Origin of the sequence: Actinomadura sp. NPDC023710, assembly GCF_040639875.1 — a bacterium.
Taxonomy (GTDB): domain Bacteria; phylum Actinomycetota; class Actinomycetes; order Streptosporangiales; family Streptosporangiaceae; genus Spirillospora; species Spirillospora citrea.
Genome location: NZ_JBFAGB010000030.1, coordinates 93,331 through 109,098, shown reverse-complemented (window position 1 = coordinate 109,098; position 15,768 = coordinate 93,331). Strand labels below are relative to the sequence as shown.

Genomic DNA, 15,768 nt, shown 5'->3' with positions numbered 1-15,768 from the left:
CCCTCTTTCGACAAGGACGGGACGATGAGCGAAACCAAGGTCGGCCGGATCGGCCCCAAAGCGACGGCGGAGGGCCGGAACGCGGTCTGCTCCAGCGCGCATCCGCTCGTGACCGACGCGATGCTCGACATCCTGCGCGAGGGCGGCAACGCCATCGACGCGGCCATCGTCGGATGCCTGCTCAACGCGACGATCCAGCAGGACATGACGTGCCACGCGGGCACGGTCACGATGCTGTTCTGGAACGCCGAGCAGGGCCGGTGCCACGAGCTCAACAGCATGGGCACGATCGTGCCGGGGCTCGCCCCGTTCCGGCCGGTCGCCGTCTCGTCGGGGCCGTACACCGCGATCCCGGAGGGGCCGTGCGCGGTGATCCCCGGCTTCATGCCGGGGCTCAAGACGATGCACGAGCGGTTCGGGTCGCGGCCGTGGGACCGGCTCTGCGCGCCGTCGATCCACTGGGCCGAGGTGGGCCACGAGGTCGACTCCTTCGAGCACCTGGTCCTGGGCCACAGCGTCGAGCTGTACATGAACACCGCGTCCGGGCGGCGCCACTTCACCCCCGACGGGCATCTGCCGCAGGCCGGTCAGCGGTGGCCGAAGCCGGAGCTGGCCCGGACGCTGACGAAGCTGGCCGCCGAGGGGCCGGACCTGTTCATCGACGGTGAGTGGGCGCGGTTGTTCGTCGAGCGCGCGAACGAGGTCGGCTGGCCGATCGAGATGCGGCACATGCGCCAGGACGAGCCCCGGTGGGGAGACGGCCTGCGCTACCGGCACGGCGACGTCGAGGTCGTCCAGCAGGCGCCGCCGGAACGCCAGGCCGTCATGTCGGCGATGGTCCTCGGCATCCTCCACGAGCTGGGCGTCGCCGAGCTCGGGCACTATGCCGAGTCGCCCCAGTCGCTGTACTACATGGCGCACGCGCTGCGCCGGGCCGCGTACGAGACCGGTTTCATCAACGACCCGGAGGTGTTCGAGGACCCCAGCAGCGTGCTGATGTCGCGGGAGTACCACCGCGCGCTCGCCGCCGTGCTCAGGATGAGCCGCACCAAGGTGGACCTCACCGAGCACGTCCGGCTCACCGCGACGCCGGGCGCGCTCGGCGAGGCGACCGGCCGGTCGGGCGAGTCCGTCGGCAGCTGCGAGCTGAGCGTCGTCGACGCCGAGGGCAACTGGGTCCAGCTCGTCAACACGGTGCAGGGGGGAGGCGTCCCGGGCCAGGTCGTCGGCGGTGTACCGATGATCGGCAGCACCATGACGAGCAGCCTCACCGCCATGCTCGGCGGCTGGCTGACCGGCGGCGGCCGGATCCGCTCGGTCATCGGCAACACCCTGCTCCTGCGGGACGGCCGCCCGTGGCTCGCCCTCGGCACGCCCGGCATCCCGCACATCACGGTGCCGCAGGTCATGACGAGCATCCTCGAAAACGGCCTGGACCCGTACGCGGCGGACGACGCGCCCCGCATGCTGCCGCTCGCCGACGACTATTCGGTGACGGTCGAAAGCCGGCTGGCGCCCGAAGTCGTCACCGAGGTCGCCCGCATGGGCATCCTGGTCCGGCCGATGGCGCCGTACCAGTACCAGATGGGCAGCTTCCACATGACCTGGCGCGACGACACGGGGGCCCTGCACGCCTCCGCCGGCCCCCGCCGCGCCGGCCAGGCCGCAGCCTTCTGACCGCCCCCGCCGACGCCCGCCCTCCTCACCAGACCAGCGGGCTAATCCTCGTTTAACCCCTGAGGGGCTCTTATGGGCGGGGCCGGGACAGGGTGTTCCGGGGAGAGGGTCGGCGTGAAGGTTTGGGGTTGGGGTGTTGTCGCGGTGCTCTTGCTGGGGGGCGTCGCCGGGTGTGGGGATGGCGGGGGCGGGAGTGGGGTCGCCAGTGCCGGCGGGGTTACCGCCTCGGGGTCTGCCTCGCCCGGCAAGTCGGTTTCTCCGGAGGATGCTCAGCTGAAGTTCGCGCAGTGCATGCGGGAGAACGGGGTGGACGTTCCCGATCCGGGGAGTGGGGACGAGCACGCGCTGCGGCTGGGGAAGGGCGGTGACCGCTCGAAGCTGGAGGCCGCGCTCAAGAAGTGCCAGTCGTGGCTGCAGGCGGGCGGGAAGATGCCCGATCTCAAGGATCCGAAGGTGCGCGACCAGTACGTCAAGTTCGCGCAGTGCATGCGCGAGCACGGTGTCGACATCCCGGATCCGGGGCCGGACGGGCAGATCAAGCTCCCGACCGGGCAGGTCGACCGGGGACAGGCGGAGAAGGCGCGGGAGGCGTGCAAGGCGAGCCTGCCTGGAGTCGGGAAGTGAGGCGGGTCGTGGTCGCGGGTGGGCTTGCCGTCGTGGTGGTGGTGGTCGGCGGTGCCGTCGCGTGGACCAGGGACGGGAGTCAGGCGCAGGGCGCGCAGGCTCCGTTGGCGACGGCGGTCGTCAGCCGGGGCGATCTCGTGGACACCGAGAAGGTGGACGGGAAGCTCACCTATGGCGATGTCCGGGACGTGTGGGCCGGGGCGTCCGGTGTCGTGACGTGGGCGCCGGAGGCGGGCGCGACCGTTCAGCGCGGCGAGACCCTGCTCTCGGTGGCGGGCAGGCCTGCGACGTTGATGTACGGCGGACGGCCCATGTACAGGACGCTGCGTGAGGGTGTCTCTGGAAAGGACGTCCGGCAGCTTGAGGAGAACCTGCGGGCTCTCGGATACGGCGGTATCACCGTGGACGGGGAGTTCACCGGGGCTACGGGGGCCGCTGTCGAGGAGTGGCAGGACGACCGGGGGCTTACGGAGACCGGGCGCGTTGACGCTGGTCAGGTCGTCTTCCTGGGCGGGGCCGCGCGGGTCCGGGAGGTCAAGGCGCCCGAAGGGAAGCGGGTTGCCCAGGGGCAGCCCGCCCTGACGGTGGCAGGGACGAGACGGATCGTGCACGTCGATCTGGACGCCGACAAGCAGGATCTCGCGAAGAAGGGCGCCCGGGTCTCGGTGGAGCTGCCCGGTGGAGCGACCGTCAAGGGGACGATCAGCGAGGTCGGCGGCATCGCCCAGACGACCGGGTCGGGGCAGGACCAGAAGACCACGGTCGGCGTCGACATCTCGGTGGGGAACGCCAAGACGGGGCGGCTGGACGAGGCGCCGGTCAGTGTCGAGTTGGAGAGCGAGCGGCGGAAGGGCGTGCTCTCGGTGCCGGTCGAGGCGTTGCTGGCGCTGCGGGAGGGCGGGTTCGGCGTCGAGGTCGTGGACGGCTCCCGGCGCCTGCTGCCGGTGAAGGTCGGGGCGTTCGGCGGCGGGCGGGTCGAAGTCGCCGGGGGCGGGCTCCGCGAGGGGATGAAGGTCGGGGTGCCCGCCGAATGAAGGGCTTCGACGACGAGGGCTCGGACATCGTGGAGCTGGGCGGGGTGGTCAAGGAGTACGCGGGCGGGGTCGCGGCCCTCCGGGGGGTCGATCTGGTGATCGCGCCGGGGGAGCTGGTGGCGATCGTCGGGCCGTCCGGGTCGGGGAAGTCGACGCTGCTGCACATGATCGGGACGCTGGACCGGCCGACCCGGGGTAGCGTGCGGGTCGCCGGGCACGACGTCGCGGGGCTCGCGGACCGGGAGCTGTCGGCGCTGCGGGCGCGGCACATCGGGTTCGTGTTCCAGCAGTTCCACCTGGCCGCGGGGGTGAGCGCCCTCGACAACGTCGCCGACGGCCTCCTGTACAGCGGGGTCGGGCTGCGGGAGCGTCGGGGGCGGGCGCGGGCGGCGCTCGCTCGGGTCGGGCTGGCGGAGCGGACGGCGCACCGGCCGCACCAGCTGTCGGGCGGCGAGCAGCAGCGGGTCGCGGTCGCGCGGGCGGTCGTGGGCGAGCCCGACCTGCTGCTGGCGGACGAGCCGACCGGCAACCTCGACACCGCCGCGGGCGCCGATGTGCTCGCCCTGCTGGACGAGCTGAACCGCGCCGGCACCACCGTCGTGGTCATCACGCACGACATGGAGGTGGCGGCCCGGGCGCCGCGGCGGGTGCGGGTCCGGGACGGAGTGATCGTCGCGGACGAGCGGGCGGGGGTGGGGAGCCGATGAGGCCCGCTCGGCTCGGTGCGGGCGACGTGCTGCGCGTCGGGCTCGGAGGGCTCAGGGCCCGTCCGACGCGGGTGCTGCTGTCGGCCCTCGGGATCGCGATCGGGATCGCGACCATGGTCGCCGTCATCGGGATCTCCTCCTCCAGCCGGGAGGACCTGTTGCGGCGGCTCGACAGGCTCGGCACGAACCTGCTGACGGCCAAGCCGGGCGACACGCTGTTCGGAGACAAGGCGGAGCTGCCCGAGACGGCACCGGAGATGGTGCGGCGGATCGGGCCGGTCACGGCGGTCGGCGCGACGGGGTCGGTGGAGGCCACCGTCCGCCGCACCGACAGGATCCCGGAGGAGGTCACGCAGGGGATCGCCGTGCAGGCCGCCACGGCCGGGCTGCTCGGCACCCTCGACGTCGCGCCGGCGAGCGGGCGGCGGCCGGACGCGGCCACCGAGGGACGTCCCGTCGTCGTGCTCGGGTCGGAGGCGGCGCGGCGGCTCGGCCTGGACCGGGCGGGCGGCCAGGTCTGGATCGGCGGCCGGTGGTTCGTCGTCCTCGGCGTGCTCCGCCCGGCGGAGCTGGCCCCGGAGATCGACCGCTCCGCCCTCGTCGGCTGGGACGCCGCGCGCCGGTACCTCGGCTTCGACGGGCACCCCACGACGATCTACGAGCGCTCGGCGGACGCCTCGGTCGGCGACGTCCGGGACGTCCTCGCCCGGACGGTCAACCCCGAGCGTCCCGAGGAGGTCCAGGTCAGCCGGCCCTCGGACGCCCTGGAGGCGCGGGCCGCGGCGTCCGGGGCGTTCACCGGGCTGCTGCTCGGGCTCGGCGCCGTCGCGCTGCTGGTCGGCGGGGTCGGGGTCGCCAACACGATGGTGATCTCGGTGCTGGAGCGGCGCCGCGAGATCGGGCTGCGCCGGTCGCTCGGCGCCACCCGCGGCCAGGTCCGCGTCCAGTTCCTCGCCGAGTCGCTGCTGCTGTCGGCGTTCGGCGGCGCGGCCGGGGTCGTGCTCGGCGCGGCGGTGACCACCGGGTTCGCGCTGTGGAAGGGGTGGCCGCCGGTCGTGCCGGTGTGGGCGCTCGGCGGCGCGCTCGCCGCGACCCTGGCGATCGGGACGGTCGCGGGCCTGTACCCGGCGGCGCGTGCGGCGCGGCTGCCGCCGACCGCGGCGCTGGCGGCCGCGTGAGGCTGGTCACGATCTGTCCGATCGGTGCATGATTGGGCGACGTCGACCCGCCCTGGGGGAGGTGCCTCAACCACCATGCCGGTGCCACGCCCGCTCCGCGAGCGCTGCAGGGAGTTCCTCGGGATCGACGGGGAGATCCGCTACATCTTCCCCGCGATGACCTACGGCGGCGGCGCGGGCTTCCTCTTCGTGGTCACGGGCGACCAGGTCGCGGTGATCTCCACCGGCTCGCTGAGCCGCAGCACCCCGAAGAGCATCTGGGGCAGCTACCCGCGCGGCACCCGGATCGGGCCGGTGGAGACGGGTGTCGGCGCGTCGTTCGAGTTCGCGGGCGCCGTGTTCGAGCTCGACGACGAGTACGTGCCGGTCGTCAACGCGGCCGACGCCGAGGTGTTCGCCCGCGACAGCCTTCCCCGCGACCCGCTGCCCGATCTCTGACGAGGCGTCAGGACGACGGCGCCGGCTCGGTGGCCTTGGCCGGGGCGGGCTTGGACGGCGACGGGCTGCGCAGGAACAGCACCATCACCGGCACCAGGTAGGCCGCCCACATGACCAGCTGCAGCCAGGTGATCTGCGGCGTGACGTTCAGGACGCCCTGGAAGACGGTCTGCATCCAGTCGCCGGCGTCGCCGAACTTGGCGAAGAAGGCGTGCGGCTCCAGCGCGACCGAGTGCAGGCCGGGGAACACCTCGGCCTCCTGGAGGTCGTGGAAGCCGTAGCCGAACACGCCGGCGGCGACGACGATGAGCGCGGCGCCCGTCCAGGTGAAGAACCGCTTGAGGTTGATCTTGAGGCCGCCGCGGTAGAGCAGGTAGCCGAGGGCGACGGCCACGGCGAGGCCGAGGAACGCGCCGGTGATCGGCTGGGTGGACCCGCCGGAGGAGTTGGAGATGTTCGTCCACAGGAACAGCGCGGTCTCCAGCCCCTCGCGCCCGACGGCCAGGAACGCGACGGCGGCGAGGGCGAGCGGGCCGATGTCGAGCGCGCCCTCCAGCCTGCCCTCCAGCTCGGCCTTCATGAACCGGGCGGTCTTGCGCATCCAGAAGACCATCCAGGTGACCAGCCCCACCGCGACGATCGACAGGATGCCGCCGAACAGCTCCTGCGTCTTGAACTGCATCTCCGACGACGCGGCGCTCAGCGCGATCCCGAACCCGCACGCCAGGACGACGGCGGCGCCGATGCCCGTCCAGACGGGGAGCAGGGCCCGGCGGTTGCCGGTCTTCACCAGGTAGGCGATCAGGATGCTCACGACCAGGGCGGCCTCGAGCCCCTCACGCAGGCCGATGAGGAAGTTGCCCAGCAGCATCGACGCACTCCTCGGGGGATCGCACGGACGTTTTAGGCAAACCTAACCTAAGCCAGTGTGTGCCTCGCGGTCGCCCCCGTGCAAGTCCGGCCTAGAGCTCGCCCTTGCTGTCGAGGCGCAGGAACGCCTTGGCGATCGGCTGGGCGGTGAGCTCCACCTGCCAGCCGCGGGCGCCGAGGTCGCGCAGGGCGGCGCCGATCGCGGACGCCGAAGCCTCCGCCGGGGGCGTCCACGCCAGCCGGCGGACGTAGTCGGGCTGCACGAGGTTCTCCGACGGCATCGAGTGCTCCTCGGCGAGCGCGGCGACGACGGCGCGGGCCGCGGTGAGCCGCTTGGCGGCCTCCGGGTCGCGGTCGGCCCAGCGGTGCGCGGGCGGCGGCCCGTCGCCGGGCAGGTTGGACTCGGGCAGCGCGCGCTCGCCGAGCTCGCGGGCGCGGGCGACGGCGCGCAGCCACGCCGACTGGTGCCGGCGGGCGCCGCGGCCCCGCATCGTCGGCAGGGCCTGCAGCTCGGCCGGGGTCTTCGGGGACTTCTGCGCCAGCTCGATGATCGCCGAGTCCTGGAGCACCCGGCCGGGGGACAGGTCCCGCTCCTGGGCGATCTTGTCGCGCGCCTCCCAGACCTCGCGGACGGCGGCGAGCGCCCGCCGGTTGCGCACCCGGTGGATGCCGGACGTGCGGCGCCACGGGTCGGGACGCGGCGGCTTCGGCGGCGTGGCCAGGATCGCCGCGAACTCCTCCCGCGCCCACTCCAGCTTGCCCGCCGCCTCCAGCTCCTCACGGAGCACGTCGCGCAGCTCGACCAGCAGCTCGACGTCCAGCGCGGCGTAGCGCAGCCAGTCGTCGGGAAGGGGCCGCGTCGACCAGTCGGCCGCCGAGTAGCCCTTCTCCAGCACGAAGCCGAGCACGTTCTCGACCATGGAGCCGAGCCCGACCCGGGGGTAGCCGAGAAGCCGCCCGGCCAGCTCGGTGTCGAACAGCCGGCGCGGGACGAGCCCGACCTCGGCCAGGCACGGCAGGTCCTGGTTGGCGGCGTGCAGCACCATCTCGGCGTCGGCGAGCGCGGCGTCCAGCCCGGACAGGTCGGGCAGCGCGACCGGGTCGATCAGCGCGGTGCCGGCGCCCGCGCGGCGCAGCTGGATCAGGTAGGCGCGCTGCCCGTACCGGTAGCCGGAGGCCCGCTCGGCGTCTACCGCGACGGGACCGGTGCCCGCGGCGAACGCCGCGATGACGCGTTCCAGGTCGGCGGGAGCGGTGAGCACCGGCGGGACGCCCTCGCGCGGCTCCAGCAGCGGGACGGCGGGAGGACCGGTGTCGGCCTCCGCGCTCGCCTGGTCGGGGCCCGGCCCGGCCGGCCCGGGAACGGTCCCGGGAGGGGTCGCCGCCGTCTTCTCCGCACCGGCGCCCCGTTCGGGGCCGGTGGCGCGCGTTTCGGACACTCCCACTTCTTCCGTGTTCTCCCCCGCCGCCTCGGTTTCGGACGCTGTGCTCACGCCCCCTACCGTACGTCGCTCAGCCGCCCGCGCCGCCAGGCCGGTCCGGCAGCTCGGCGACACCGGCCGGCGGGAGCCCCGCCGTGGTGCACATCACCTCGCACCAGGCCAGCACGTGACCGGCGAGATCGTCGCCGGTCGGGGACCACGAGGCGCGCAGCTCCAGCTCCGTGGTGGACGGCTCGTCGCGCTTGTCGCCGAAGCTCTCCGACACCGCGCGGGTGATCGTCCCCGACACCCCGGCGTAGCCGGCGGGCTCCAGGGCCTCCAGCAGCCAGTCCCACGCGACGGAGCCGATCAGCTCGTCGGCGGCGATGTCGGGCTCCAGGTCGGCGCGGATGTAGGCGACGACCCGGAAGCCGTTCGTCCAGCCGGCGCGGCCGTCGGGGTCGTACAGCACGATGAGGCGGCCCATGGCGACCTCGGCGTCGTCGTCGCGGTAGACGCTGCCGGACATGGCCGCCGCGTACGGCGCCAGGCTCTGCGGGGCGGGCATGTCCTCCAGGTCGAGCTCCGGCCGGAGGGCGGGCCCGCCGAGGATCTCGCGCAGCGTGTCGACGGCCCGCTGGAAGGCAGGTGGGTTCATGGGTGGACCGGCCTGATCGCGGGGGAGTGTCGGGTCGCCGGGCACCGGCTCGGGCCGGTGGCGGTGGGACGGGGCGGTGCCGCAGGGGGCGGCCGGTGGACGTGGAGGGGAGGCAGGCACGGCACAGGTTTCGTCTCGGGGGCCGGGCCGGTCAGGCCACGGCCCGCACGGTGGCGGCGCGGCCGCGCGCCCGGGCGGTCTCGGGGGCCCGGCGGGGGGCCGGGGCGGTCACGGCGGTCACGGCGGGCGGCAGGCCGACCAGGACGGCCGAACCGCAGTCGGCGCAGGCCCGCTCGGGGCACTCCTCGCCGTGCCCGTCCTCGCACGGCGGCTGCTCGAACACCCGTTCATCACCGCAGGTGAAGCAGTACAAGGGGGAACCTCCCTCGGCTATGACACGCATCACGTTCGCACGCGCCGGTGACAGAATGCGGGACTTCGCTCGGCGTGTCCGGAAGTTCGTTGCGCCTCACGCGCCACTCCGGTGCTCTCCCATCGGCTTTTCGTGGGACCATCACAACGTGACCGCTGACGCAGCCCGTTCGAACGACCACTCTGCGCGCACGCCCGACGACGGCGGCCTCGCCGAGAGCCCCTTCCTGCTGGCCTGCCGGCGCCTGCCGGTGCCGCACACGCCCGTGTGGTTCATGCGCCAGGCGGGTCGCTCGCTGCCGGAGTACCTGCGGGTCCGCGAGGGCGTCCCGATGCTGGAGTCGTGCACCCGCCCGGACATGATCGTGGAGATCACGATGCAGCCGCTGCGCCGGTACGCGGTGGACGCGGCGATCTTCTACAGCGACATCATGGTGCCGCTCCGCGCGGTCGGCGTCGACCTCGACATCAAGCCCGGCGTCGGCCCGGTCATCGCCGATCCCATCCGCGACGCCGCGGGCCTGGACGTCCTGCGCCCCCTCTCGCCCGACGACGTCCCGTACGTGACCGAGGCCGTGGGGGACCTGGTCGGCGAGCTGGGCGCGACGCCGCTCATCGGGTTCGCCGGAGGCCCCTTCACGCTCGCCTCGTACCTGATCGAGGGCGGCCCGTCCAAGAACCACGAGCGCACCAAGGCGATGATGTACGGCGAGCCGGAGCTGTGGGCCCGGCTCATGGAGCGCCTGACCGACCTCACGATCGCGTTCCTGAAGGTGCAGGTCGCGGCCGGGGCGAGCGCGGTGCAGGTCTTCGACTCGTGGGTGGGCGCGGTCGCCGCGCAGGACTACCGCGAGTTCGTCCTGCCGCACGCCCGCCGCGTGTTCGCCGAGATCGAGCCGCTCGGCGTCCCGCGCATCCACTTCGGCGTCGGGACGGGCGAGCTGCTCGGCCTGATGGGCGAGGCGGGGGCGGACGTCGTCGGCGTCGACTGGCGGGTGCCGCTGGACGAGGCCGTCAGCCGGGTGGAGCCGGGCAAGGCCCTGCAGGGCAACCTCGACCCGGCGGTCCTCTTCGCGCCGTGGGAGATCGTGGAGCGTCGCGCCCGCGACGTGCTGGCCCGCGGCCGCACCGCCGAGGGGCACATCTTCAACCTGGGCCACGGCGTCCTGCCGTCCATGGACCCGGACATGCTGGCCCGCCTCGCCGACCTCGTCCACGAGGCGAGCACCGACGACCCGCACTAGACGGGCGGCGGCGGCCCCTGCCGCGGTGCCCGCGAGGGGTCCTCGCCCGCGCCGACGGCGGCCTTCGCGTCATCCGGCTCCGGTGCCTGCTCCGGGTTCCGCGCGGGGTCGGCCGCGTCGCCGTCCGCGGACCGGGCGCGCACCCGGCGGCGCAGGGCCAGCGCCGGCAGCCCGATCACGGCGGCCGCGACGAGGAACGGCAGCAGCCAGCCGACCACGGCGGCGACGCCGCCGACGAACGCGGTGAACGCGTGCCACCCGTTCTCCAGCCCGCCGACGAATCCGCCGCGGGGCTCGTCCTTCTCGGGCGGCGGGGCCTTGCTCACGAGCGTCACGGTCACGGTCGCGAACTGCGTGCGGTGGGCGAGCGACTTCTGGCGCGCCTGGAGCGCCTCCAGGTCGGCCTCCCGCTCGGAGATCTCCTGCTCGATGCTCATGATCTCGCTGACGGAGTTCGCCCGGTCGAGCAGCTTGCGGAACGACTCCAGCGCGGCCTTCGCGGACCGCACCCGCGCGTCGACGTCGGCCACCTCGCCCGTGACGTCCTCGGCCTGCTGGCTGAGCGACAGCTTCGTGCCGAGCTCGGCGCCGAGCCGGCCCAGCACCTCGGCGTACCGGTCACCGGGGATCCTGAGCGCGATCTCCGAGCGGGCCGGGTCGCTCGACGTCGACTCCCGCTCGACGTAGCCGCCCGCCGCGGCGACCAGCTGCTTGGCCTTGGCGGCGGCGGCCTCCACGTCCCCGGCCCGCACCCGCAGGTCGGCCGTGTGGACGACCTCGCGCCCGGTGGGCAGGGGCGCCTCCGGCCGCGCGGTCCCGCTCTGCGGGGCGCCCTCGGCGCGCCGGGCGCCGCCCGGCAGGGCCGGCGCCGTGGCCATGCCCCGGGGGGCGGAGTCCGACGCTCCGGAGGAGTGGTCGCCGCCCCCGCACGCGGCCATGCCCGCGGCCAGCGGCAGGACGACCAGTGCGCAGGTGATGCTCCTGACGATCCGCATGGGGCTTGGACGGGGTGCGGCGGATCACCGTTCCCCGGGACCGGTCGCGATCCGGGCACGAAGCGGGCACGCGGTGATCACGGGCCGTCGGTGAGGACGACCGGCCCGCCGATGTTCACGGACCCGAGCGTCCACAGGGCGCCGGTACCGGGGACGACCGCGAGCGCGGTCGCGTAGATGTTGCTCCTGTTGGGCACGGCGGTGGTCGGGACGCGCTCCCAGGTCCCGCCGCCGTAGCGGAGCAGGCCGGGCTTGGCGGGCTCGTCGAGCGAGTGCCCGAGCGCCCACAGCGTCCCGTCCTCGCCCTCGACGATCCTGGTGAGGGCGTTGAGGCCGGGCGGCGGGGTGACGCCCGTCCAGGCCGTGCCGTCCCAGTGCATCAGGACGGGTGAGGCCGGGGACGTGCGGTAACTGATGCCGGTGGCCCAGGCGTCGGTGGGGGAGAGGGCGATCATGTCGGTGAAGCCGGTCCCGGGGACGGGCTCGTGCACGGGGACGCTCCGCCAGGATCGCCCGTCCCAGTGGTGTGCGGCGAGCGTCTGGTCGGTGCGGGAGGCGGTGCCGAGGAACCAGATGTCGTCGTCGGCCCGGATGTAGGACGCGTACCGCTGCATGTCAGGGACGGCGGTGATGTGCGTCCAGGTATCGCCCGTCCGGCGGTAGACGTCGCCGTCGGTGCCGACCCAGACGCCGTCGGCCCTCGCCTGGAGGTCCGCGGCGCGGGCGCCGGACGGCAGCGCCACCTGCTCGAACCGCGATCCGGTGAAGTGCGCCACGTAGGGGGTCATCGTGGCCGTGTCGCCCGAGCCGTACTTCGGGCCGGTGATCCACACGTCCTCGGGACCGGCCGCGTCGACGTCGGCGATGGTGCCGCGGGCGGACAGGTTCTGGAGGCCGTACTCGACCCAGCGGGCGTCCTTCCAGCGCCGGACGACGGGGTTTCCCGGGATGCTCTGCCCGGTGCCCGGGATCGGGCCGGGGATCACCAGTTCGCCCTGGTTCCCGGCGATCCAGACGCTGTCGGGCGAGGCGGCGTCGACGTCGTAGAGGCTGTTGTTCGGCCAGAAGAACGGCAGCGGGACCTGTGCGAACCGGCCGCGGGCCGCGGCCGACGCGGGGGACGCGAGCCCTCCGGTCGCGAGCACTCCGGCCGTGAGGGCCGCCGTGACGAGGGCGGAGGTCTTCCGAGGCATCATGGGTGCCAGTATTCACTGGCGCGGTCTTGGGGTCTTGTCATCTCCGCGACAAAATCCGGGCGCCCGAGCGCGGCGCCGGGCCCGCCCCGGTGCGCGATCCGGCGAGGCGTCTGGGAGGCTGGAGGCATGACCACGTCCCATGCCGTTGTCGTCGGGGGCGGCATCGCGGGCCTCGCCGCCGCGCGCATGCTCGTCCGGGAGGGCGTCCGGGTGACGGTCCTGGAGGGCTCCCCCCGGATCGGCGGGAAGCTGCGGGTCAGCGAGATCGCCGGGATCCCGGTGGACGAGGGCGCCGAGTCGATGCTCGCCCGCCGTCCCGAGGGCCTGGACCTGGTGCGCGACCTCGGCCGCTCCGGCGACCTGGTGAACCCCGGCACCACGTCCTCGGCGATCCTCAGCCGCGGCGCGCTGCGGCCCATCCCGTCCGGCCAGGTGATGGGCGTCCCGTCCGACCTGAAGGCGCTGGCCGCCGCGCACGTGCTGTCGCCGTCCGGGCTCGCGCGCGTCCCCCTCGACCTCGTGCTGCCGGAGACGCCGCGCGGCGGGGACGTGTCCTGCGCCGACTACATCGGCGCCCGCCTCGGCGGCGAGGTCGTCGACCGGCTCGTGGAGCCGCTGCTCGGCGGCGTCTACGCGGGACGGGCCGAGCGGCTGTCCTTCGAGTCCACGCTGCCCGCCGTCGCCGCCGCCGCGCGCTCCCACCGGTCGCTGATCCACGCCGTCCAGGGCATCCGGGACGCCGCGCCGAAGAACCCCGGCCCGGTGTTCGCCACGCTGCCGGACGGGCTCGGCACGCTCCCGCACCTGGTCGCAGCCGACATCACCGAGGCCGGCGGGACGGTCAGGACCGGCGCCACGGTCCGCGGGCTGCGCCGCCGCGAGAACGGCTGGCGGCTGACCGTGGGCCCGGCCCGCGCCCCCGAGCACCTCGACGCCGACGCGGTGGTGGTCGCGGTGCCGGCGGCCCCGGCGTCCCGGCTGCTGGAGCCGGACGTCCCCGCCGCCGCGCGGGAGCTGGGCGGCATCGAGTACGCCAGCATGGCGATCATCACGCTCGCCTACCGGGCCACCGCGTTCCCGCGGCTCCCGGAGGGCAGCGGCTACCTCGTCCCGAACGTGGAGAGCGACACCGCCCGCGGCGGCCGCGGGGTCAAGGCCGTCACGTTCAGCTCGCTGAAGTGGCCGCACCTGCGCGAGCGCGACCCGGGCGTCGTCGCGGTGCGCTGCTCCATCGGCCGGTACGGCGAGGAGCACACGCTCCAGCGGACCGACGAGGAGCTCATCGCGACCGCGATGGCCGAGCTCGCCGCGACGTGCGGGGTCACCGAGCTGCCCGCCGAGAGCCGGGTGACCCGCTGGGGCGGCGGTCTCCCGCAGTACAACGTGGGCCACGCCGACCGCGTGGCCAAGGTCCGGGCCGCGGTCGCCGGAGCGCCGGGGCTGGCCGTCGCGGGCGCCGCCTACGACGGCCTCGGCATCCCGGCGTGCATCGCCTCCGCGCGTGCGGCGGCGCTCCGCGTGCTTGACCATTTGCGCGATCGAGAAGGAGTGGGACCATGACGGAGCAGCCGGGCAAGCCGAAGGCGCGCGAACTCAACAACGTCATCCGCTACACCATGTGGTCGGTGTTCCGGGTCGCGAACCCGGGAACCGTGGGCGAGCAGGAGGCGGCGGAGGTGCAGGACCTCCTCGACCAGGCCGCCCAGAAGGACGTCACTACGCGCGGCGCCTACGACGTCGCGGGCCTGCGGGCGGACGCCGACTACATGTTCTGGTGGCACGCGCCCACGTCCGACGACCTGCAGGAGGTCTACACCCGGTTCCGGCGGACGGCGCTGGGCCGCGCGAGCGAGCCGGTGTGGTCGCAGATGGCGCTGCACCGCCCGGCGGAGTTCAACAAGAGCCACATCCCGGCGTTCCTCGCCGACGAGGAGCCCCGCGCCTACGTGTGCGTCTACCCGTTCGTCCGCTCCTACGAGTGGTACCTGCTGCCTGACGAGGAGCGCCGCGCGATGCTCGCCGAGCACGGGAAGATGGCGCGCGACTACCCCGACGTCCGCGCCAACACGGTGTCGGCGTTCGCGCTCGGCGACTACGAGTGGATGCTGGCGTTCGAGGCCGACGAGCTGCACCGCATCGTCGACCTGATGCGGCACCTGCGGGGCGCGAGGGCCCGCCTGCACACCCGCGAGGAAGTGCCGTTCTACACGGGTCGCCGCAAGCCGGTCGCCGAACTGGTCGCCGGCCTGGCCTAGCCCGCCCCATCACTCCGAATCGCGCGTGGGGCGGGGGCGGCCGGCAGTAAAGTGCCGTCCGTGACCAAGTCTCCCGCCCGGCACACCCGCGGACGGCACGCCCGGCCGCCGTCCGAGTTCTCCACCCGCCTGCACCGCCTGATCGCGTCCCTGCGAGGCTCCCGGCGACGCCGGCTGGGCGTCGCCGGGGCGGTGACCGCCACGGTCGCGGTGCTCGCGGCCGTCGCCGTCCTGGCGCTGCCCGGCGGCTCGGGCCCCGCGCCCCGCGCCGCCGTCGCCGCCCGCACGGCCGCCGCACCGTCCCCGAACGAGCGCGTCGGGGACCCCGACGAGATCACCGACGCGGTGCCGTACTTCGAGACGAAGGACCCCGGCGGGAAGGTCGTCAAGCACGTCACCGACGTCCGCCGCAGCGGCAGCTTCGTGCGCGTCTACACCGACCTCGGGGAGTCCGACGAGAACTCCGATCCGGCCATCGACCTGTGCAAGTGGACGACCCAGTTCCTCAAGGACGGCGGCGACGACGAGCCCCGCGTCTTCGTCCACGGCAAGAGCGACGACAACGGCAGCGTCGTGCTGGCCAACAAGCAGAGCGACAAGGACGACTGCGAGGTCCCCGAGACCCCCTAGCGGCCGCCGGGCCGCGTCAGGGCCCGGGAGGTCGCGTCATTCGGCCGGTTCGAGGGTGAGGGAGATCGAATTGATGCAGTAGCGGTCGTCGGTCGGGGTGTCGTAGCCCTCGCCGTGGAAGACGTGCCCGAGATGCGAGTCGCACACCGCGCAGCGGACCTCGGTACGGACCATGCCGAGGGAGCCGTCCTCGATCAGCGTGACCGCGTCGGAGTCGGACGGCGCGAAGAACGACGGCCAGCCGCAGTGGCTCTCGAACTTGGTCTCCGACCGGAACAGCTCCGTCCCGCACGCGCGGCACCGGTACACACCGATGGTCTTGGTGTCGGTGTACTCGCCGGTGAAGGGCTTCTCGGTGCCCGCCTCCCGCAGCACGTGGTACTCCTCCGGGCTGAGCCGGGCCCGCCACTCGTCCTCGCTTTTGCGGATCTTCTCCATGGTTCGACCGTACCCGGCGGCGCCGCCGGGG

Annotated in this window: 17 protein-coding genes; 10 read left to right on the top strand and 7 right to left on the bottom strand. The window is 73.9% G+C overall.

Annotated elements, in window-relative coordinates; translation table 11 throughout:
- The first annotated feature begins 24 nt into the window (after positions 1–24).
- The 6 genes from AB0H37_RS30665 (at position 25) to AB0H37_RS30640 (ending at position 5,658) form a co-directional block, all read left to right on the top strand.
- A complete protein-coding gene (locus tag AB0H37_RS30665) occupies positions 25–1,677 on the top strand; it encodes a gamma-glutamyltransferase (RefSeq protein WP_360616540.1) in 1,653 nt (550 codons plus the stop codon).
- A 306-nt stretch (positions 1,678–1,983) separates the two neighbouring features.
- Positions 1,984–2,301, top strand: a complete 318-nt coding sequence (locus AB0H37_RS30660) for a hypothetical protein (RefSeq protein WP_179836238.1) — start codon at positions 1,984–1,986, stop codon at positions 2,299–2,301.
- Complete coding sequence (locus AB0H37_RS30655) at positions 2,298–3,335, top strand: peptidoglycan-binding protein (protein WP_360616539.1); 1,038 nt, start codon at positions 2,298–2,300, stop codon at positions 3,333–3,335. The genes AB0H37_RS30660 and AB0H37_RS30655 overlap by 4 nt, the downstream gene beginning before the upstream one ends.
- On the top strand, positions 3,332–4,042 hold the full coding sequence (locus tag AB0H37_RS30650; RefSeq protein WP_360616538.1) for an ABC transporter ATP-binding protein: 711 nt from the start codon (positions 3,332–3,334) through the stop codon (positions 4,040–4,042). The genes AB0H37_RS30655 and AB0H37_RS30650 overlap by 4 nt, the downstream gene beginning before the upstream one ends.
- On the top strand, positions 4,039–5,220 hold the full coding sequence (locus tag AB0H37_RS30645; RefSeq protein WP_329088163.1) for an ABC transporter permease: 1,182 nt from the start codon (positions 4,039–4,041) through the stop codon (positions 5,218–5,220). Before AB0H37_RS30650 ends, AB0H37_RS30645 begins: the two co-directional genes overlap by 4 nt.
- A gap of 75 nt (positions 5,221–5,295) precedes the next feature.
- A complete protein-coding gene (locus AB0H37_RS30640) occupies positions 5,296–5,658 on the top strand; it encodes a hypothetical protein (RefSeq protein WP_179836235.1) in 363 nt (120 codons plus the stop codon).
- 7 nt (positions 5,659–5,665) lie between these two features.
- Here AB0H37_RS30640 and efeU read toward each other — a convergent pair whose 3' ends face one another.
- The 4 genes from efeU to AB0H37_RS30620 all read right to left on the bottom strand — a co-directional run bounded on the left by efeU (position 5,666) and on the right by AB0H37_RS30620 (position 8,980).
- Positions 5,666–6,529, bottom strand: a complete 864-nt coding sequence (gene efeU / locus AB0H37_RS30635; protein ID WP_329088167.1) for an iron uptake transporter permease EfeU — start codon at positions 6,527–6,529, stop codon at positions 5,666–5,668.
- A 91-nt stretch (positions 6,530–6,620) separates the two neighbouring features.
- Positions 6,621–7,820: a ribonuclease D gene (locus tag AB0H37_RS30630; RefSeq protein WP_360616554.1), complete on the bottom strand. Its 1,200-nt coding sequence runs from the start codon at positions 7,818–7,820 to the stop codon at positions 6,621–6,623.
- Between the two features lie 220 nt (positions 7,821–8,040).
- A complete protein-coding gene (locus tag AB0H37_RS30625) occupies positions 8,041–8,607 on the bottom strand; it encodes a DUF3000 domain-containing protein (protein ID WP_179836234.1) in 567 nt (188 codons plus the stop codon).
- A gap of 151 nt (positions 8,608–8,758) precedes the next feature.
- Positions 8,759–8,980, bottom strand: a complete 222-nt coding sequence (locus tag AB0H37_RS30620) for a hypothetical protein (protein WP_329088169.1) — start codon at positions 8,978–8,980, stop codon at positions 8,759–8,761.
- Positions 8,981–9,209: 229 nt separating this feature from the next.
- Between AB0H37_RS30620 and hemE the strand changes: the two genes are divergently transcribed.
- Entirely contained in the window at positions 9,210–10,223 is a 1,014-nt protein-coding gene (hemE, locus tag AB0H37_RS30615; RefSeq protein ID WP_329098621.1) for a uroporphyrinogen decarboxylase, read from the top strand.
- Here hemE and AB0H37_RS30610 read toward each other — a convergent pair.
- Positions 10,220–11,218, bottom strand: coding sequence for a DUF4349 domain-containing protein (locus AB0H37_RS30610; protein ID WP_360616537.1), 999 nt, complete (start codon positions 11,216–11,218; stop codon positions 10,220–10,222). The genes hemE and AB0H37_RS30610 overlap by 4 nt on opposite strands.
- A 77-nt stretch (positions 11,219–11,295) precedes the next feature.
- Positions 11,296–12,414: a hypothetical protein gene (locus AB0H37_RS30605; protein ID WP_360616536.1), complete on the bottom strand. Its 1,119-nt coding sequence runs from the start codon at positions 12,412–12,414 to the stop codon at positions 11,296–11,298.
- 126 nt (positions 12,415–12,540) lie between these two features.
- Between AB0H37_RS30605 and hemG the strand changes: the two genes are divergently transcribed.
- The 3 genes from hemG to AB0H37_RS30590 are packed head-to-tail and all read left to right on the top strand — an operon-like array spanning position 12,541 to position 15,299.
- Complete coding sequence (gene hemG / locus AB0H37_RS30600; RefSeq protein WP_360616535.1) at positions 12,541–13,974, top strand: protoporphyrinogen oxidase; 1,434 nt, start codon at positions 12,541–12,543, stop codon at positions 13,972–13,974.
- Positions 13,971–14,669: a hydrogen peroxide-dependent heme synthase gene (gene hemQ, locus AB0H37_RS30595; protein ID WP_179836228.1), complete on the top strand. Its 699-nt coding sequence runs from the start codon at positions 13,971–13,973 to the stop codon at positions 14,667–14,669. The genes hemG and hemQ overlap by 4 nt, the downstream gene beginning before the upstream one ends.
- 60 nt (positions 14,670–14,729) lie before the next feature.
- Complete coding sequence (locus AB0H37_RS30590) at positions 14,730–15,299, top strand: hypothetical protein (RefSeq protein ID WP_179836227.1); 570 nt, start codon at positions 14,730–14,732, stop codon at positions 15,297–15,299.
- Positions 15,300–15,335: 36 nt separating this feature from the next.
- Here AB0H37_RS30590 and msrB read toward each other — a convergent pair whose 3' ends face one another.
- On the bottom strand, positions 15,336–15,737 hold the full coding sequence (gene msrB, locus AB0H37_RS30585; RefSeq protein ID WP_179836226.1) for a peptide-methionine (R)-S-oxide reductase MsrB: 402 nt from the start codon (positions 15,735–15,737) through the stop codon (positions 15,336–15,338).
- Between the last annotated feature and the right edge of the window lie 31 nt (positions 15,738–15,768).